General features: G+C 66.7%; 18 protein-coding genes, 1 pseudogene and 1 riboswitch. Of the genes and pseudogenes, 11 read left to right on the plus strand and 8 right to left on the minus strand.

Annotated features, from left to right (window positions below; all coding sequences use genetic code 11):
* Nucleotides 1-530 (minus strand): annotated as a pseudogene (locus Q0C59_RS02845) (hypothetical protein); the annotation flags it as partial.
* Nucleotides 531-842: 312 nt separating this feature from the next.
* On the opposite strand from Q0C59_RS02845, the gene Q0C59_RS02850 reads away from it, so the two are divergent.
* Nucleotides 843-1,562, plus strand: coding sequence for a Crp/Fnr family transcriptional regulator (locus Q0C59_RS02850; RefSeq protein ID WP_291211426.1), 720 nt, complete (start codon nt 843-845; stop codon nt 1,560-1,562).
* Between the two features lie 36 nt (nt 1,563-1,598).
* Here Q0C59_RS02850 and Q0C59_RS02855 read toward each other — a convergent pair whose 3' ends face one another.
* On the minus strand, nt 1,599-1,853 hold the full coding sequence (locus tag Q0C59_RS02855) for a CsbD family protein (RefSeq protein WP_291211429.1): 255 nt from the start codon (nt 1,851-1,853) through the stop codon (nt 1,599-1,601).
* A 173-nt stretch (nt 1,854-2,026) separates the two neighbouring features.
* Here Q0C59_RS02855 and Q0C59_RS02860 point away from each other — a divergent pair, with 173 nt between their 5' ends.
* The 3 genes from Q0C59_RS02860 to Q0C59_RS02870 all read left to right on the plus strand — a co-directional run bounded on the left by Q0C59_RS02860 (nt 2,027) and on the right by Q0C59_RS02870 (nt 4,757).
* The gene (locus tag Q0C59_RS02860; RefSeq protein WP_291211432.1) at nt 2,027-2,449 is read left to right on the plus strand and encodes a DUF4398 domain-containing protein; all 423 of its coding nucleotides are present in this window, start codon (nt 2,027-2,029) and stop codon (nt 2,447-2,449) included.
* A 20-nt stretch (nt 2,450-2,469) separates the two neighbouring features.
* Nucleotides 2,470-3,381 (plus strand): OmpA family protein, encoded by a 912-nt coding sequence (locus Q0C59_RS02865; protein ID WP_291211434.1) that lies wholly within the window; start codon nt 2,470-2,472, stop codon nt 3,379-3,381.
* Between the two features lie 89 nt (nt 3,382-3,470).
* Entirely contained in the window at nt 3,471-4,757 is a 1,287-nt protein-coding gene (locus Q0C59_RS02870) for a sodium:proton antiporter (RefSeq protein WP_291211437.1), read from the plus strand.
* Here the strand turns inward: Q0C59_RS02870 and Q0C59_RS02875 are convergent.
* The 4 genes from Q0C59_RS02875 to Q0C59_RS02890 are packed head-to-tail and all read right to left on the minus strand — an operon-like array spanning nt 4,754 to nt 7,800.
* Nucleotides 4,754-5,695, minus strand: a complete 942-nt coding sequence (locus tag Q0C59_RS02875) for a thiamine phosphate synthase (protein WP_291211440.1) — start codon at nt 5,693-5,695, stop codon at nt 4,754-4,756. The genes Q0C59_RS02870 and Q0C59_RS02875 overlap by 4 nt on opposite strands.
* Nucleotides 5,692-6,498 carry a thiazole synthase gene (locus Q0C59_RS02880; RefSeq protein ID WP_291211478.1) on the minus strand — a complete coding sequence of 269 codons (807 nt, stop codon included), beginning with the start codon at nt 6,496-6,498 and terminating at the stop codon, nt 5,692-5,694. The genes Q0C59_RS02875 and Q0C59_RS02880 overlap by 4 nt, the downstream gene beginning before the upstream one ends.
* Nucleotides 6,499-6,506: 8 nt before the next feature.
* Nucleotides 6,507-6,704 (minus strand): sulfur carrier protein ThiS, encoded by a 198-nt coding sequence (gene thiS, locus Q0C59_RS02885; protein ID WP_291211443.1) that lies wholly within the window; start codon nt 6,702-6,704, stop codon nt 6,507-6,509.
* Nucleotides 6,705-6,711: 7 nt separating this feature from the next.
* Nucleotides 6,712-7,800, minus strand: coding sequence for an FAD-dependent oxidoreductase (locus Q0C59_RS02890; protein ID WP_291211446.1), 1,089 nt, complete (start codon nt 7,798-7,800; stop codon nt 6,712-6,714).
* Nucleotides 7,801-7,832: 32 nt separating this feature from the next.
* Between Q0C59_RS02890 and thiD the strand changes: the two genes are divergently transcribed.
* Nucleotides 7,833-8,672 carry a bifunctional hydroxymethylpyrimidine kinase/phosphomethylpyrimidine kinase gene (gene thiD / locus Q0C59_RS02895; RefSeq protein ID WP_291211449.1) on the plus strand — a complete coding sequence of 280 codons (840 nt, stop codon included), beginning with the start codon at nt 7,833-7,835 and terminating at the stop codon, nt 8,670-8,672.
* A 20-nt stretch (nt 8,673-8,692) separates the two neighbouring features.
* Here thiD and Q0C59_RS02900 read toward each other — a convergent pair whose 3' ends face one another.
* The gene (locus Q0C59_RS02900) at nt 8,693-10,012 is read right to left on the minus strand and encodes a cytosine permease (protein ID WP_291211451.1); all 1,320 of its coding nucleotides are present in this window, start codon (nt 10,010-10,012) and stop codon (nt 8,693-8,695) included.
* A gap of 70 nt (nt 10,013-10,082) precedes the next feature.
* Nucleotides 10,083-10,192, minus strand: a riboswitch (TPP riboswitch).
* 62 nt (nt 10,193-10,254) lie between these two features.
* Nucleotides 10,255-11,202, minus strand: coding sequence for a LysR family transcriptional regulator (locus Q0C59_RS02905; protein ID WP_291211453.1), 948 nt, complete (start codon nt 11,200-11,202; stop codon nt 10,255-10,257).
* Nucleotides 11,203-11,321: 119 nt separating this feature from the next.
* On the opposite strand from Q0C59_RS02905, the gene Q0C59_RS02910 reads away from it, so the two are divergent.
* Genes Q0C59_RS02910 through fba form a run of 6 tightly spaced genes read left to right on the plus strand, consistent with a single transcriptional unit; the run spans nt 11,322 to nt 17,863 of the window.
* Nucleotides 11,322-12,047 (plus strand): HAD-IA family hydrolase, encoded by a 726-nt coding sequence (locus Q0C59_RS02910; RefSeq protein WP_291211456.1) that lies wholly within the window; start codon nt 11,322-11,324, stop codon nt 12,045-12,047.
* A 44-nt stretch (nt 12,048-12,091) separates the two neighbouring features.
* Nucleotides 12,092-13,183 carry a class 1 fructose-bisphosphatase gene (locus Q0C59_RS02915; RefSeq protein ID WP_291211459.1) on the plus strand — a complete coding sequence of 364 codons (1,092 nt, stop codon included), beginning with the start codon at nt 12,092-12,094 and terminating at the stop codon, nt 13,181-13,183.
* Nucleotides 13,184-13,214: 31 nt separating this feature from the next.
* Nucleotides 13,215-14,099: a phosphoribulokinase gene (locus tag Q0C59_RS02920; protein WP_291211462.1), complete on the plus strand. Its 885-nt coding sequence runs from the start codon at nt 13,215-13,217 to the stop codon at nt 14,097-14,099.
* Nucleotides 14,100-14,118: 19 nt separating this feature from the next.
* On the plus strand, nt 14,119-16,131 hold the full coding sequence (tkt, locus tag Q0C59_RS02925) for a transketolase (protein ID WP_291211465.1): 2,013 nt from the start codon (nt 14,119-14,121) through the stop codon (nt 16,129-16,131).
* Nucleotides 16,128-16,799, plus strand: a complete 672-nt coding sequence (locus tag Q0C59_RS02930) for an HAD family hydrolase (RefSeq protein ID WP_291211468.1) — start codon at nt 16,128-16,130, stop codon at nt 16,797-16,799. The genes tkt and Q0C59_RS02930 overlap by 4 nt, the downstream gene beginning before the upstream one ends.
* A 26-nt stretch (nt 16,800-16,825) precedes the next feature.
* Complete coding sequence (gene fba / locus Q0C59_RS02935; protein WP_291211470.1) at nt 16,826-17,863, plus strand: class II fructose-bisphosphate aldolase; 1,038 nt, start codon at nt 16,826-16,828, stop codon at nt 17,861-17,863.
* Nucleotides 17,864-17,931: the final 68 nt, after the last annotated feature.

A 17,931-nucleotide genomic window follows, 5' to 3' on the forward strand; every position in this document is an offset into this window, starting at 1 on the left:
CCTTCTTCGTTTTGCGCGATGCCGGTGGCCGTGGTGGTGGCCGCAACGGTCGCACCACCGGCCACCGTGGCGCCAGCCTGCACGCCGCCGCCCACGATGGAGCCGATCACCGAGGTGAGCAGGGCCGCGGTGGCGAGCGATGCCACAGCCCAGGCCAGAAAGCCGTGTGCGGTGTCGCGGAAATAGACTTCGTCGGCCTGCGTGTCGACCCACTTGGTGCGCAAGCGGCCGGCCAGATAGCCGCCCATGGCGGAGGCCAGCAACTGGGTCACGGTCAACCACACGATGGTGCTGACGCCCAGTGTCGCGGCGGTCACGCCGGCGTTGGCCCACGGCGAGACCGACGACAAGCCCAGGCCCACGCCCAGGATGAGCAGGATCAGCGAGAGCGCTGCTGCGGCGGCGGCTCCGGCCGCAATGGCACCCCACGAGACCGCGCTGGTGGAGCGTGGCGGACGGCTGTCGTGCAGCTCGCCGATGACGTGGCCGTTGTGCGCCGCCTCCGCGCTCAGGTGGGTGGGAAATGCCATGTTCACTCCTGTGTCGAAGGACCAAGCCGACGCGGGAAGATCCGGCGCCGGCTGTCGATCGAAGAAGGGCTACCGTAAAGGCTGTGTCCGGGAAGGTCTGTGCGCTCTCGAACGTTTTGGGCAATCCCCGGGTCTTGAGGGCTCCCGGTGCCAGGTCCTGGCCCCACAGCGACACTGGCCGGTGCAGCCCATCAAGTGTTTGTGTGTACGGTCTCGAACAGACCATGAACATCCAGCAGTCCATCCTAGAAGCATTGAGATTCTGGTTTTGGACGCATCCCGCGGCAAGATCCCTCCCGCAGGAACGCCCCCATGACCCCACCCGATACCCCCCGCCAGAACCAGCTGCTGGCCAGCTTGCCAGACGCCGAGTGGCAACGCTGGAAACCCCATCTCGAGATGGTCGAGCTGCCACTGGGCAAGGTGTTGTACGAGTCCGGCGAGCAGATGAAGTCGGTCTATTTCCCCACCAGCGGGATCGTGTCGCTGCTCTACGTCCTCAACAGCGGCGCGTCGGCCGAAATCGCGGTGGTCGGCAGCGAGGGCCTCGTGGGCATCTCGCTCTTCATGGGCGGCGGGTCCACACCGAGCCGGGCGGTGGTGCAAAGCAGCGGCGCGGGCTACCGCCTTCCCGCCGAAGTCGTGCAGGCCGAGTTCGAGCGCTCGGGACCGGTCATGCATCTGTTGCTGCGGTACACGCAGGCACTCATCACACAAATGAGCCAGACGGCGGTGTGCAACCGCCACCACACGCTGGACCAGCAACTCTGCCGCTGGCTGTTGCTCAGCCTGGACCGCCTGCCCGGCAGCGAGTTGCTGATGACGCAGGAACTCATTTCCAACATGCTGGGTGTGCGCCGCGAAGGTGTCACCGAAGCCGCGCTCAAGCTGCAGACCGCCGGCCTCATCCGCTACGTGCGTGGCCGCATTTCCGTGCTGGACCGCCCCAGGCTGGAGGAACGCACCTGCGAGTGTTACCAGGTGGTGAAACGGGAGTACGACCGCCTGCTGCCGGTGCGCGCGGCGAGCTGAATGACGCGCCCCCGCGAAGCGGGGGCGGTCTCTCCATCAACGCTGGTGTTTGCTGCCTTCATTGGCGCCGCTGGAGGCGTTCAGCCACGAGTCGTCGGAGCTCTTTTCCCAAGCCTGCAGCTGCGCTTCGGCTTCGTCTTTTGCAATGCCGTAGCGCTCCTGGATCTTGCCGGCGAGCTGGTCGCGGTGGCCAGCCACCAGGGTGAGGTCGTCGTCGGTGAGTTTTCCCCACTGCTGCTTGGCGCGGCCGGTGAGTTGTTTCCAGTTGCCTTGAATGGTGTCCCAGTTCATGCGATGTCCTTTGGTTGGGGCGATTTCAACGAGCACGGGTGTGCGAACCGCTGCGTCTCTTTTATGTTGATGTGGGGGGGTGGGTCTGTGCGCCATGGCACCGACGCGCGCACTTTGGCCGCCCATGCTTGGGCTGTCGGCCAACACGGCCCTGATGACAGAAGGACATTTCGATGCACACCCCAATCACGCCCCGCGTTCTGGCCCTGAACACACCCTCGCGCCAGCAGCTTGTGCGACTGTTCGGCATCACGGCTCTCACCGCCCTCACGCTCACGCTGATGGCCTGCGCCACCAAGATCGCTGCGCCCACCCAGGAGTTGGCACTCTCGCGCGCTGCGATCGAGGCCGCTGCGCGCGCCGGTGCGGCCGAGCTGGCCCCGACCGAACTCAACATCGCACGCCAGAAACAGGTGATGGCCGACACCGCCATGACGCAGGAGCAATACGACCGCGCCCTGCTGCTGTCAAACGAAGTCCAGGTGGACGCCCGGCTGGCCGAGGCCAAGGCCCGCAGCACCCGGGCCAACCGGGCTGCTGGCGAGATTCGTGAAGACGGCCGTGTGCTGCGCCAGGAAATCAACCGCGCCCAATGACAACAACAGCAGGACTCCCCATGAACACCATGCACCGCTTCGCACTCTCGCTCACCGCCCTGGCCGTTGTGGCGGGTTGCAGCACCACACCACCCACCAATGTGCGGCTGGACCAGGCGCGGGAAGACTTCCGCACCGTCCAGGCCGATCCGCGCTCGCAGAACCAGGCCCCGGCCGAACTGCGCCAGGCCGCAGACGCACTCACCGCGGCCAACACGGCCGCGAGCAACCGCGAAGACGTGGCCCAGGTGAACCACCTGGCCTATGTGGCGTCGCAGCGCGCGGCCATCGTGCGTGAAACGGTGAACTACAAAACCGCCGAGCTGAGCGTGGCCAACGCCGGTGCCGCGCGCACCAGCGTCCAGTTGCAGGCCCGCACGCAGGAGGCCGACGCCGCCCAGCGCGCTGCTGCCGATGCGCAACGCGCCGCCGCCGAAGCCCAGCGCAGTGCCAGCCTGGCCCGCACCGACACGGTGGAAGCCCAGCGTCAGGCCGCCATGGCGATGGAGCGCAACCGCCTGCTCGAAGCGCGCATGGCCGAGCTCAACGCCAAGCAGACACCGCGCGGCATCGTGATCACCCTGGGTGATGTGTTGTTCGACGTGGACCGCTCGGCACTGCGGCCCAACGGCATGCGCATGGTCAATCAGCTCGCCGAGGTGCTCAAGGCCGATCCGCAGCGCACTGTGCTGGTGGAAGGATTCACCGACAGCACCGGCGCCGCCGCCTACAACCAGACCTTGTCCACCGAACGCGCCGACGCGGTGCGCGTGGCCCTGCTGGGCCAGGGCATTGCGTCCACCCGCGTGACGGCCCGCGGCTACGGCCAGGCGAATCCGGTGGGCAGCAACGACACAGCGGCCGGCCGCCAGATGAACCGCCGTGTCGAGATCGTGCTGTCGGACGAGAGCGGCCAGATCAAGGCCCGTTGATCGAGCCCGGCACGGGCATCCCGTAAGCTCGTGGTTTACTGAACACGGCCGCCGCTCCCCGTCGGGGAGCGGCGGCCTCACTTTTTCACATGTCCACTGCCCAATGGTTCCTGTTCGTGGGCGCGCTGTTGCTCATCATGGGTGTGGCGCCCACGCTGCTCAAGCGACTGCCCATCACACCCGCCATGCTCTACCTCGCGGTGGGCATGCTCATGGGCCCCACCGTGCTCGGCCTCTTCAGCTTCAACCCGTTGAAACAGTCGGCGTTGCTCGAACTGCTGACCGAAATCGCGGTGCTGATCTCGCTGTTTTCGGCCGGCGTGAAGATGCCGGTACCGTTCAGCCTGCGCCAGTGGCGCGCGCCGCTGCTGCTGGCCAGCGTCTCGATGGCGATCACGGTGGGCCTGGTGGCCGGGTTCGGTGTCTGGGCACTGGGCCTGCCGCTGGGCGCGGCGGTGCTGCTCGGGGCCATCGTGGCACCCACCGACCCGGTGCTGGCCACCGAGGTGCAGAGCCGCCACCCGGGCGACCGCGACCAGCTGCGCTTCACGCTCACCTGCGAGGCTGGTCTCAATGACGGATCGGCTTATCCCTTTGCGATGCTGGGACTGGGCCTGCTGGGCCTGCACACCCTCGGCGCAAACGGCATGCAGTGGGTGCTGGTCGACATGGTCTGGTCAACCCTGGGCGGCGTTGCCATCGGTGTGGCCTGCGGTGCGCTGCTGGCGCGCATGAGCTGGTGGCTGCGCGGCGAGCCGCAGCGCCACGAGCTGCTGGATGATTTCCTGGGCCTGGGCCTCATCGGTGCGGTGTACGGCCTGAGCGTGTGGCTGAGTGCCGGGGGGTTTCTGGCGGTTTTCTTCGCTGCCGTCGCGTTGCGCCAGACCGAGGTCCGGTTGGCCAGGCATGCCCATGTGGCGGGAGTTCGCCGATTGGTCACAAAGGCTCCTGTCGCCTGTGTCGGTGAGCACGTCTCTACCGTGAGCGAGGGCTCGCTGGTGTTCAAGGAGCACGCGGAGCGCTTGTCCGAACTTGTGCTGGTGCTCTTGCTGGGCGGCTCGCTGTACCTGAATTCGTGGAGTTGGCCGGCTGTGGGGCTGGCGCTGTTCGTGTTCTTCGTGGCCCGCCCGGTGAGTGTGATGCTGGGCCTCATCGGCACCCGCACACTCACGCCGGTGCGCGGCATGACCGGCTGGTTCGGCGTGCGCGGCATCGGCTCGCTGTACTACCTCATGTACGCCATTCAACACGGTCTGCCGGAAGACACCGCGATGCAGCTGATACAGCTCACCCTGATCGTGGTCACGCTCTCCATCGTGCTGCACGGCATCAGCGTGAAGCCGCTGATGAGCCTGGTGTCGGACCGCAGGCCCTAGTTCTGCGGCAGTGCCGCCTGCCAGACCGCCACTTCAGCTTCGGGGTCTGCCGCGCCCATGAGCGCGCGCACCACGCCCACCGAGCCCACGCCACTGCCCAGCACCGCGGGCAGTGAGGCCAGGTCGATGCCGCCGATGGCAACGCGCGGGTAGTCGCACAGCAGCTTCGCGTACATGGCGAGCCGGCCCGTGCCCTGGGGTGCGGTGGCCATCTGCTTGAGGGTGGTGGGGAACACCGCACCCATGGCGATGTAGCTGGGGCTGTGCTGGTCGGCGATCAGCATTTCGGCGTACCCGTGCGTGCTCAGGCCCAGGCGCAGGCCGGCGTCCTTGATGGCCTTCAGGCCCGCGGGCGTCATCGCCTGCAGGTCTTCCTGGCCGAGGTGCACACCGTAGGCGCCGGCCTCGATGGCGAGCTGCCAGTGGTCGTTGATGAACAGGCGCGCGCCGGTGCCCTGCACACCCGCGACCGTGGCCATCACCTCGGCGCGCACGGCTGAGGCATCGCCGGACTTGAAGCGCAGCTGCACCGTGGGCACGCCAGCGCGCGCCATGCGGATGGTCCACGCCGCGTCGGGCATCACGGCGTACAGGCCCAGCGCCTGGGGGCAGGAGGCAAAGGCGTGTTGCCGCGGCCACGGAGCCATGCCGAAATCGACGGCCTCTGTGGGCCATTGTTCAGGATGGAACTCACCCGTGCGAAGCGATTGCTGCGACCACGCCTGCGCCAGGCACAAAGCGTCGGCGGGCACAAACCCCAGCAGGTGGGCGGCTTGCAGGGCGGCGGCGAACACCATGTCGCCCGCATCGCCTTTGAGCGGCTGCGCACCCGGTACCAGCGGCAGGGCCAGCGTGGCCTGATGGGCCCGCACGATGGACTGCGCCATCGACTGCACGTTCATGGACTGGTTCAGCTCGGCGTTGCGGGTGACGATCATGGGTGGTGCCAGAAAGGGGTGCCCAGCACCGGGGTGCTGGGTTGGGCGCTGTCTTGCGGCTGCATGGCGCCTGATCGGTACGCGGCGCGGCCGGCGCGCACGGCATCGGCAAATGCACCGGCCATGTCCACCGGCGACTGTGCGAGTGCCACGGCGGTGTTCAGCAGCACGGCGTCATAGCCCCACTCCATCACGGTGCAGGCGTGCGAGGGCAGTCCCAGGCCGGCGTCCACGATCAGCGGCACCTTCAGGCGTTCGCGCAGAAGGCGCATGGCGTAGGGGTTGACCGGGCCGCGGCCGGTGCCGATGGGCGCGGCCCACGGCATCACGGCCTGGCAGCCCACGTCGACCAGGCGCTGGCACAGCACCAGGTCTTCGGTGCAGTAGGGCAGCACCTTGAAACCGTCGTTGATCAGCTGGCGCGCGCAGTCCACCAGGTTGAGCGTGTCGGGCTGCAGGCTGTAGTCGTCGCCGATGAGTTCGAGCTTGATCCAAGGCGTGTTGAAAACCTCGCGCGCCATCTGCGCGGTGGTGATGACCTCTTGCGCGCTGTGGCAGCCAGCGGTGTTGGGCAGCACCGGCACGGCCAGGTCCTGCAGCAGTTTCCAGAAGGCCGCCCCAGCCTCGGGCTGCACCGCGCCCTGGCGCCGCAGCGAGGCGGTGAGCATGGCGGGCTGAGCGCGGCGCGCGGCGGCTTCGAGTGTGGCGGGTGATGGGTAGCGCGAGGTGCCGAGCATCAGGCGGCTCTGGAACACCTCGCCGTAGAGGATCAGCGGGTCGTCGTGTGTGATCGGATCGGTCATGTTCATGTTCAGCCTCCCGTGATCGGGGCAATGATTTCGATGCGGTCGCCCTCAAGCAGCACGTGCTGCCCGTAGCCGCCGCGCGGCACGAACTGCAGGTTGACCGCCACCGCAAACACCGCCGGTGGTTCGCTCACGCTCAACGCGTCGGCCACCGTGGCACCTTCGGGCAGCTCGCGGGATTCTTGGTTGATCAGGACGTTCATCGGGTGTTCAAACGGCGGTGTTCTGGAGCGACAGGCCCCATTGTCCGGCCAGCGCGGAATGACCATTGTCCATGGCTTGCAGCGCGGCATCGAGCAGGGCCGGTGCAATCAGGAAACCGTGGCGGTACAGGCCGTTGATCTGCATGCGCCGCGGTGCGCTCAGGTGGATCTTGGGCAGGTTGTCGGGCAGGGTGGGGCGCAGCTGCACGCCCATCTCCATGATGCGCGCTTCGCCAAAGCCGGGGTGCACCGTGTAGGCCGCGCTCAGCAGCTCCAGGGTCGAGCGCACGCTGGCTGGCGAGAGGTCGTCGGACTCGATTTCGGTGGCGCCGATGACGAACATGCCGCCCGGCTTGGGCGCGATGTAGAGCGGGTAGCGCGGGTGCAGCAGGCGGGTGGGGCGCGAGAGGCTCACGCCCGGTGCGTGCACACGCGCAACCTCGCCGCGCACGCCACGCAGCGCGCTCCATTGCGGCTGGGCGCCGAGGCCCCGGCAGTCGAACAGCCAGGCGTCTGGACCCGGGTCGACTTCGGCCGGTGTGCGCGGGCTGTTCCAGTGCACGGTCACACCGAGCAGCTGCATCTGGTGCGCGAGCGCTGCCAGCAGTTCGCGGTTGTCGAGCTGACCCTCGTGGGGCAGGTACAGGCCCTGGGCAAAGCGGTGTTCGAGCGCGGGCTCCAGCGCGGTGAGCTCGACGGCGTTCAAACGCTGCGCGTGCGGCAGCGAGGGCAGGGCGGCGGTGGTGCGGGCGAGCTGGCCCGAGAAACGCTCGGCTTCGGCCGTGTCCTGCCGGTGCCACAGCACCACAGTGCCGCTTTGCTGAAAGAACACCGGCTGATCCAGCGTGGCCAGCAGCTCTGGCCAGCGGGCCAACGCGTGTTGTCCCATGCGAACCACGGGGAGTTCGGTCACGGCCGATTCGGCCAGGGGCGCAAGCATGGCCGCGGCCACACGGGCGGCGGCGTTTTCGGCCAGGGGGCCGCCGGCGTCGAACACCTCGACCCGGTGGCCACGCTGCGCGAGCGCGCAGGCCAGCAGCCGGCCCATCAGTCCGGCACCCAGCACCACAGCGGTGGAATTTCTTTCGATCGTCATGAATGTCCTTGAGCGCTGCCAGAATTCAGGCCATGACCAAAGAACCCCAACGCTACACACGCGTGCTGTCCATCGCCGGCTCCGACAGCGGCGGCGGTGCCGGTATCCAGGCCGATCTGAAAACCTTCGCGGCGCTGGGTTGTTACGGCATGACGGCCATCACCGCGCTGACCGCGCAGAACACGCTGGGCGTGAGCGCCATCCACGGCGTGCCGCCCGAGATGCTCAAGGCCCAGCTGTGCGCCGTGTTCGACGACATCGGTGTGGACGCGGTGAAGATCGGCATGCTGCACGCGCCCGACATCGTTCGCACGGTGGCCTGGGCGTTGAAACACTACGCCGTGAAACGGGTCGTGCTCGACCCGGTGATGGTGGCGACTTCCGGCGACACGCTCATCACGCCCACCACCGTGCAGGTGCTGGTGCACGAGCTGTTCCCGCTGGCCACGGTGATCACGCCCAACCTGGACGAAGCCGCGCTGCTGCTCGGTCGCACCATCGAGTCGGCGCACGAGCTCGACGCTGCAGCGCGCGACCTGTTCGCCATGGGTGCACCGGCGGTGTTGCTCAAGGGCGGGCATTTGCCGGGTGCCGAGGTGGCGGATGTGTTGGTGACCGGGCCCGGCCCGGTACAGCGTCTCGCATCGCCACGCATCACCAGCCGCAACACGCACGGCACGGGCTGCACGCTGTCTTCTGCCATCGCAGCCCACCTCGCGCTCGGTGAGCCACTCGACCAGGCGGTGGCTCTGGCCCGCAGCTACATCCTGCAGGCCATCGCGCAGGGCGCCGACGTGTACACCGGCGCTGGCCACGGCCCGCTCAACCACGGCTTCGCGCCCGTGGCGCAGCGCAAGCAGGCGCGGGACTGAAGCGCGGCGTGGCTTGACCATCAGGCCCGGGCGGGGGTGAGACCACCCGCTTTGCGTGGCCGCGAGAGCGCGGCCAGTGTGAAGGTCAGGGCCAGGGTGGGCAGGGCCGAACCGAGGTCGGGCGCGTAGTGCTTGAGCAGGTGGTAGCACGCAATGCCGGCCACCCACACCGCCGCCGCGCTCCAGTCCACCGTGCGCGCGGTCACGCTGGGCACCACCGCACCGCTGCCCAGGCGCCCCAGGATCACGCCGTACAGCGGCACGAACACCGAACTGAGCAGCAGCAGGAAGGGCTCGATCGCGTGGATCGGCAGGAACAGCGCGAGCACGGTGCAACCGGCCGCAAAGGCGAGACCGGCGCGCTTGATGCTCCAGCGCGGCTGCAGGCTGTGCACCGAGACCGCGCCCGAGTGCGCGTCGCCATAGGCGTTGTCCATCTCGTCCAGCAGGATCAGGCCGAGGGCGATCAAACCACCCTGGGCCAGCAGCAAGGCGGCCACCAGGTTGGTGCCCGGCTCCACCGTGCTGACCACCAGCACACCCAGCGTGTAGCACCAGATGTTGGCCAGCGCGTAGCCCAGCCAGGTGCCGCCCAGCGTGGTGGCCGCGCGTTTGCCGTGGCGCGCGTAGTCGGCCACCAGCGGCAGCCACGACACCGGCATCGCGATCACGAGATCCATGGCCGAGAACAGGCCCATGCCACCCGCACCCGGGCGGTTCCAGAAAGCGTCGAAGCCCTGCGCCTGAAGGCGCGTGCCGAACTGCCAGGTGAGCCAGACCAGCGAGGCGATCACCAGCGGCAAGCCGAAGCGGCTGACGAACTTGCGCACCAGCTTGAGCATGGAGCCGGCCATGAGCGCAATCAGCACACCGCCCCAGAGCAGCGTGGCGAGCAGCTTGCCGCCGGTGCCGTCGAGCAGGCCCCCGGGTTCGCTGCCCAGCGCCTGCTTGAGGATGGCCACGGTGCCCTCTTGCATGATGACCAGCTCGAACGTGGTCCAGCCGATCAGCTGCGCGATGTTGAGCAGCACCGGCAGGCGGGCGAATGCACTTCCGTAGGTGGCGTGCATCAGGCCAGCGCTGGCCAGGCCTGTCTGGCAGCCCAGCCGCGCGGTCCAGGCCAGCAGGCCGGCACCAATGAGCGAGCCCAGCACGATGGCAATGAGCGCATCTTGCGTGCCCACGGCGGGCACGAGGTAGGCGCCGATCTGCATGACCAGCAGGCCCGTGCCCAGGCTGAACCAGAGCGCGGCGTGTTCGTGGAAATGGAAGACCCGGTCGCCCTGCGGGACGGGGGTGAGGGCCAGGTTGGCCGGGGCTGCGGAATGGTCGGATGCCATCAATTGCTCCATGCAAGTTGAGGCAGGTGGGCTGGGCCGCAAGCACCGGACGCGCCTGACGGCGGTGGTGAAAGGTATCGGCCTGCTTCCCTGCGCGAGGATTACCTCAATCAGGTTCAAAGGGACTTTCTCAGTCGCTCCCGGGGCCAGAACCCCGGGGCAACACCCCTAGCGGATGTGCCTTGCGGCACGGGGTGGAGTATACGAGCGCCGATCGCGCGCAGCCGCAGAGCGTGGGGACTTCAGCCCGGACCCGCTGGAACGAGGCGCATGAACCGACCGTATTCGTCGGCCAGGAAGCCCTCCGCTCGCTCCAGCATGAAATAGCGGAACGACTCGGCCGCGGGCGACAGCAACTTGGATAGCGTGTGCACCACGTTCCAGCCGCGCAACACCGGACTGCCTTCCACGTCGAGGATCGCAATCAGCCGGTGCTCGAGCTCCAGGCCGATCGTGTGCAGGGACAGGAAACTGATGCCCATGCCGGCCATCACCGCCTGCTTGATGGTCTCGTTGCTGGACATCTCCATCACCACACGCGGCTCCATGTGGGTGTGTTCAAAGAACTGCTCCAGCGCCGCGCGGGTTCCCGAACCTCGCTCGCGCAGGATGAACCCGTAGGCCTTGAGCGAATCGACCGTGGGGTGGCCGACCTTGAGCAGAGGGTGGTCGTTGGGCGCCACGAACACGTGGGGGTGGGCGGCAAACGGTTCGGCGCGCGTGGCCAGCTCGGTCGGCGGGCGGCCCATGATGGCAATGTCCACTTCGTTGCCTTGCAGCATCTTCACCAACTGTTCGCGGTTGCCCACGGCCAGCTTGATTTCGATGCCCTCGTGATCACGCTGGAACTCCGCCAGCAGGCGCGGCAGGAAGTACTTGGCCGTGCTCACCATGCCGATGGTCAGGGTGCCCACCTCCAGCCGCTGCAGGCGCGCGGCGGCGTCTTCGGCGTCCTTGAGCGTGGCCAGCACCTTGCGGGCGTAGACCAGCATGTATTCACCCGCCGTGGTCAACGACACCTGGCGGCCGCGCCGGTCGAAGAGTGGCAGACCCACGTGCCCCTCCAGCTCCTTGATCTGCATGGTCACCGCAGGTGGCGTGAGGTGCAGCACCTCGGACGCGCGGGCAAAACTGAGGTTCCTCGCGACCTCGTTGAAAACGCGGAGCTGTCGGAAGGTGGCGTTTTTCATTCTGTGTGTTCAGGTAATGCTTAACTGAAAATGGATGAATCGTGAATTTACCTTAGTTGATCAAAAATCTATAGTGGCCCACAGCCGCGGTTTGCAGGCTGGTCAACCGGGGTAGATGCATGCTCAAAGCCTTGATATTCGACGTGGACGGCACCCTGGCCGACACCGAAGCCGTGCACCTCGAAGCCTTCAACCACGCCTTTGTGCAGGAAGGCATGGGCTGGCACTGGGACACGGCGCTCTACACCCAGTTGCTGGAAGTTTCGGGTGGCAAGGAGCGCATGGCGCACTACTGGGGCATGGTGAACGCCGACGTGAAGGAGCTGTCGGCCGGCGCCACGCAGGCCACCATCCACCGCCTGCACGAGATCAAGACGGCGTACTACGAGAACGCGGTGAACAACGGTGCCGTGCAGCTGCGTCCCGGCGTGCTGGCCCTGATGAACGAGGCGCTGAAACAGGGTCTGTCGCTGGCCATTGCCACCACCACCTCGCCGGTCAACATCGCCGCTTTGCTGCGCGCGGCGGTGGGCGCCGACTGGCGAAGCCATTTCCTGGCGGTGGGCGACGCCTCGTCCTCGCCGCTCAAGAAACCCCATCCACAGGTGTACCTGCAGGTGTTGAACGACATGGGCTTGCAGGGCTCTCAGTGTCTGGCTTTCGAGGATTCCTTCAACGGGTTGCGCGCGGCCATGGCCGCGGGCATCCGCACCATCATCACGCCCAACAGTTTCACCGCGCACCACGACTTCGCCGGCGCGCTGCGCGTGGTGCCCGACCTGAGCCAGGTCGGGTTGGCGCACCTGCGCGACTGGCATGCCCAGGCGAGCACCCGCATGGCCTGACCGCTTCTTCTGCCTTTCACAATGACAACAACGAGATTGCCACCATGCCCCTGTCCAGACGCTCCACCCTGACCCAGTTCCTGATCGAGGAGCGCCGGCGCTTTCCCCACGCCAGCGGTGATTTCAATGCTCTCATTCTCGACGTGGCACTGGCCTGCAAGGCCATTGCGCGCAGCGTGGCCTTTGGCGGGCTTGGCGACGTGCTGGGCAACCACGGCGGCGGCGACAGCGTCAACGTGCAGGGCGAGACGCAGAAAAAGCTGGACGTGATCAGCAACGAGATGTTCATCCGCGCCAACGAGTGGGGCGGTCATCTGGCGGGCATGGCGTCGGAAGAGATGGACCTGCCCTATCCGATTCCGCGTGAATACCCGCGCGGCAAGTACCTGCTGGTGTTCGACCCGCTCGATGGTTCGAGCAACATCGACGTGAACGTGTCGGTGGGCAGCATCTTCAGCGTGCTGCGCGCACCGCAGTCCGTGCTCGACGAAGGGCGCGATGTGGTGGTGCAGGATTTCCTGCAGCCCGGTGCGCAGCAGTTGGCCGCCGGCTATGCGCTCTACGGCCCCACCACCATGTTCGTGCTCACCGTGGGCAGCGGTGTGTATGGCTTCACGCTCGATCCCAACCTCGGCGAATTCAAGCTCACACACCCGCACATCCGCATTCCGGAAGACACGCACGAGTTCGCGATCAACGCGTCGAACAGCCGCTTCTGGGAGGCGCCGGTGAAACGTTATGTGGACGAGTGCCTGGCCGGCAAGACCGGGCCGCGCGGCAAGGACTTCAACATGCGCTGGATTGCCAGCATGGTGGCCGAGGCGCACCGCATCCTAATGCGCGGCGGTGTGTTCATGTACCCGCGCGACACCAAGGACACCAGCAAACCCGGCCGCCTGCGCCTGCTCTACGAAGCCAACCCGGTGGGCATGCTGATGGAGCAGGCTGGCGGGCGCGCCAGCACCGGGCGCGAACCCATGATGGGCGTACAACCCACCGAGCTGCACCAGCGCATCGGCCTGGTGTTCGGCTCGAAGAACGAAGTCGAGCGCATCGAGCGCTACCACGCCGAACCCCAGACCTTCAAGGGCGACAGCAACCCGCTGTTTGCCGAACGAAGCCTGTTCCGCGATTGAGCGACACCACAACAACAACCGAGGAGCTTCCGTGTCAGAACGCCACCCCATCATCGCCATCACCGGCTCCAGCGGTGCCGGCACTTCCACCGTCACGCGCACCTTCCAGAACATCTTTCGTCGCGAGGGCGTGAGCGCCGCCATCATCGAAGGCGACAGCTACCACCGCTTTGATCGCAAGGAAATGAAGCTGAAGATGGCCGAGGCCGAGAAGGCCGGCAACCTGAACTTCAGCCATTTCGGCGCCGAGTCCAACCTGTTCGACGAGATCGAAACCTTGTTCAGGACCTACAGCAAGACGGGCACGGGCAAGAGCCGCAAGTACCTGCACAACGCTGAAGAAGCCGCACCCTACCAGCAGGAGCCCGGCACCTTCACCGCCTGGGAGCCGCTGCCCGAGATGACCGACATGCTGTTTTACGAAGGTCTGCACGGCGCTGTCGTCACGCCCGAAGTGGACGTTGCGCAATACCCCGACCTGCTGGTGGGCGTGGTGCCGGTGATCAACCTGGAGTGGATCCAGAAACTCTGGCGCGACAAGAACATGCGCGGCTACAGCGCCGACGCGGTGACCGACACCATCCTGCGGCGCATGCCCGACTACGTGAACTACATCTGCCCGCAGTTCCAGCACACGCACGTGAACTTCCAGCGCGTGCCGATCGTGGACACGAGCAATCCGTTCATTTCGCGCGACGTGCCCACCGCCGACGAAAGCATGGTGGTGATCCGTTTCGCCAAGCCCAAGGGCATCGACTTCCAGTACCTGCTCAACATGATCAACGGCTCGATGATGAGCCGCGCCAACACCATCGTGGTGCCCGGCGGCAAGATGGAGCTGGCGATGCAGTTGATCTTCACGCCCTTCATCTGGCGCATGGTGGAGCGCAAGAAGAGAGCCATGGGGCTGGTCTGAACGCGAAGGGAACACGAACATGAAAAACCCATCGCCCGAACTCGCCCGCCAGATGGCCAACGCGATCCGCATGCTCGCGGTGGACGCGGTGCAGCAAGCCAACTCCGGTCACCCCGGCGCACCCATGGGCATGGCCGACATCGCCGAGGTGCTGTGGAACCGCCACCTGCGCCACAACCCGGCCAACCCCCACTGGCCCGACCGTGACCGCTTCGTGCTCTCCAATGGCCACGGCTCCATGCTGATCTATGCGCTGCTGCACCTCACCGGCTACGACCTGCCCATGAGCGAGATCAAGGCCTTTCGCCAGCTGCACAGCAAGACGGCGGGCCACCCCGAAGTGGGCGTGACGCCGGGTGTGGAGACCACCACCGGCCCGCTGGGCCAGGGCATCGGCAATGCCGTGGGCATGGCGCTGGCCGAGAAACAACTCGCGAGCGAATTCAACCGCCCCGGCCACACCGTGGTGGACCATTTCACCTACGCGTTTCTCGGCGACGGTTGTCTGATGGAGGGCATCAGCCACGAGGTGTGTTCGCTCGCCGGCACGCTGCGGCTGTCGAAGCTGGTGGCCTTCTACGACGACAACGGCATCTCCATCGACGGCCACGTGGAAGGCTGGTTCACCGACGACACACCACAGCGTTTCGAGGCCTGCGGCTGGTATGTGATCCCCAAGGTGGATGGCCACGACCCGAAGGCGGTGGAGTTGGCGCTCATTGCCGCAAAAGAGCAGGCCCGCCGTCCTGATGGAAAACCCACGCTCATCTGCTGCCAGACCGTGATTGGCCAGGGCTCGCCCAACAAGGCCGGTACACACGAAGTGCACGGCGCCGCGCTCGGCGCGGCCGAGGTGCAGGCCACCCGCGACGCACTGGGCTGGACCGCAGCACCCTTTGAAGTACCGACCGATGTGTCGCGGGCCTGGCACGCGGTGGACCGTGGGCAGGCGATGGAGGCCGAGTGGCGCTTGCGCTTTCACGCCTACCGCGCCGAGTACCCGATGGAGGCCGCCGAATTCGAACGCCGCATGGCCGGTGAACTGCACGCCAGCTTCGCGCCCGCGTTGCCCGGGGTGTTTGAAGGCGTGGCCGCCAAGCTTGATGCGGTGGCCACGCGCAAGGCCAGCCAGAACGCGCTGGACGCGCTCAACACCCTGGTGCCCGAGTTCTTCGGCGGCAGCGCCGACCTCACCGGCTCCAACCTCACCAACTTCAAGGGCTGCGTGAAAGCCGGGCGCGACCAGTGGGGCAACCACCTGAGCTATGGCGTGCGCGAATTCGGCATGGCGGCCATCATGAACGGCATGGCACTGCACGGTGGCCACATCCCGTACGGCGGCACCTTCCTCACCTTCAGCGACTACAGCCGCAACGCCATCCGCATGGCCGCGCTCATGAAGCTGCGGGTGATCCACGTGTTCACGCACGACAGCATCGGCCTGGGCGAAGACGGGCCCACCCACCAGTCGGTGGAGCACGTGCCCAGCCTGCGCATCATTCCGCAGCTCGATGTGTGGCGCCCGGCCGACGGGCTGGAAACCGCCGTGGCCTGGGCCAGTGCCATCGCGCGCAAGGACGGTCCCACGGCCCTGTGCCTGTCGCGCCAGAACCTGCCGCGCCTGACCGATGCGTCCATGGTCGAGAAGATCCGCATGGGCGGCTACGTGCTGGCCGAAGGTCCGGATCCCAGGGCCATCATCGTGGCCACCGGTTCCGAGACCTCGCTCGCCATCGAAGCGCACCAGGCGTTGGCAGCACAGGGCATCAGTACCCGCGTGGTGTCCATGCCCTGCACCAACGTGTTCGACCGGCAACCACGCAGCTACCAGGACAGCGTGTTGCCGCTGCACCTGCCCACGGTGGCGGTGGAAGCCGCACACCCCGATTTCTGGCGCAAGTACGTGGGCCGCACCGGCGCGGTCGTGGGCATCGCCAGCTTCGGCGAATCGGCGCCGGCGAAGGCGCTGTATGCGCACTTCGGCATCACCACCGAGCGCGTGTGCGAAGAGGTGAAGGGCCTGCTGGCATGACACGCGCCTTCGACCTCATCCTCTTCGACCTCGATGGCACGCTGATCGAGACCGCGCCCGAGATTGCCGACGCGGTCAATGACACGCTGGTGCAGTTCGGCCTGCACGCAGTGACACAAACCCAGGTGAACGACTGGATCGGCCACGGCACGCGCGAGTTGCTCATCTCGGCCCTGGCCGACCGCCGCCACACCACCACCGACGCGGTGCGCCACAGCGCCGATTTCCCCACCATCGAAGCCGCGTTTGGCGGGCACTACCAGCAACGCTGCGGCACCCGCAGCCACCTCTACCCGCACGTGCGCGAGACCTTGCAGGTGCTGCGTGATACGGGCGTGAAGCTCGCCGTGGTGACCAACAAGGAAGGCCGTTACACCCAGACCGTGCTCGACGCGCACCAGCTCGCGCCGATGTTTGACCGGGTGATCAGCGGCGACACCTTGCTGGTGAAAAAGCCCAACCCGGCCGCCGTGCACGACTGCCTGAAGCGCTTCAACGTGAAGGCCGAGCGCGCGCTCTTTGTGGGTGACTCGTCCATCGACGTGGCCACCGCGCGCAACGCCGGCGTGGCCGTGTGGGCGCTGCCCTATGGCTACAACATGGGCGAGCCCATCGAGGCCTGCCACCCCGACCGCGTGATCGCCGATTTCTCCGCCTTGCTGATCTGACCCACCCGACCGACGAAAGAACTCTCATGGCCCTCATCGCGCTTCGCCAACTGCTCGACCACGCCGCCGAACACCACTACGGCGTGCCCGCGTTCAACGTGAACAACCTGGAGCAGATCCAGGCCATCATGCAGGCGGCGGACGCGAGCAACGCGCCGGTGATCCTGCAGGCCAGCGCCGGGGCGCGCAAGTACGCGGGTGAGCCGTTTCTGCGCAAGATGGTCGAGGCCGCGATCGAGATGTACCCACACATCCCCATCGTCATGCACCAGGACCACGGCGCCACACCGGCGGTGTGCCAGCAGTCGATCCGCAGCGGCTTCAGCAGCGTGATGATGGACGGCTCGCTGATGGAAGACGCCAAGACCCCCGCGAGCTACGACTACAACGTGGCCGTGACGCGCGAGGTGGTGAAGTTCTCGCACGCGGTGGGCGTGTCGGTGGAAGGGGAGCTGGGTTGCCTGGGCTCGCTGGAAACCGGCGAGGCCGGTGAAGAAGACGGCGTGGGGGCCGAAGGGCACCTCACACACGACCAGATGCTGACCGACCCGCAGCAGGCCAAGGACTTTGTGGCGCAGACCGGCGTGGACGCACTCGCCATTGCCATCGGCACCAGCCACGGCGCCTACAAGTTCACCCGCCCACCCACCGGCGACATCCTGGCCATGGACCGCATTGTTGCGATCCACCAGGCCATCCCCAACACCCACCTGGTCATGCACGGATCGAGCAGCGTGCCGCAGGAGTGGCTGTCCATCATTCGTGAGCACGGCGGCGATATCAAGGAAACCTACGGCGTGCCGGTGGAAGAGATCGTGCGCGGCATCAAGAGCGGTGTGCGCAAGGTCAACATCGACACCGACATCCGCCTGGCCATGACCGGCGCCATGCGCCGCACCATGGCAAAGAATCCCGGCGAGTTCGACCCGCGCAAGTTTTTCAAGGACGCAACCACCGCGGCCAAGGAGATCTGCCAGGCGCGTTTTCAGTCGTTCGGCTGTGCCGGCATGGCGGGCAAGATCGTGCCGCTGCCGCTGGAGAAGATGATCGCGCGGTACGCCTGAGGACTCAACACAGGACATGGGAGGACCATCATGAGCAAACGTTTTCTGAGGTGGGCCGAGGCATGGAT

The sequence above is a fragment of the Hydrogenophaga sp. genome (assembly GCF_022844385.1).
Classification (GTDB): domain Bacteria; phylum Pseudomonadota; class Gammaproteobacteria; order Burkholderiales; family Burkholderiaceae_C; genus Hydrogenophaga.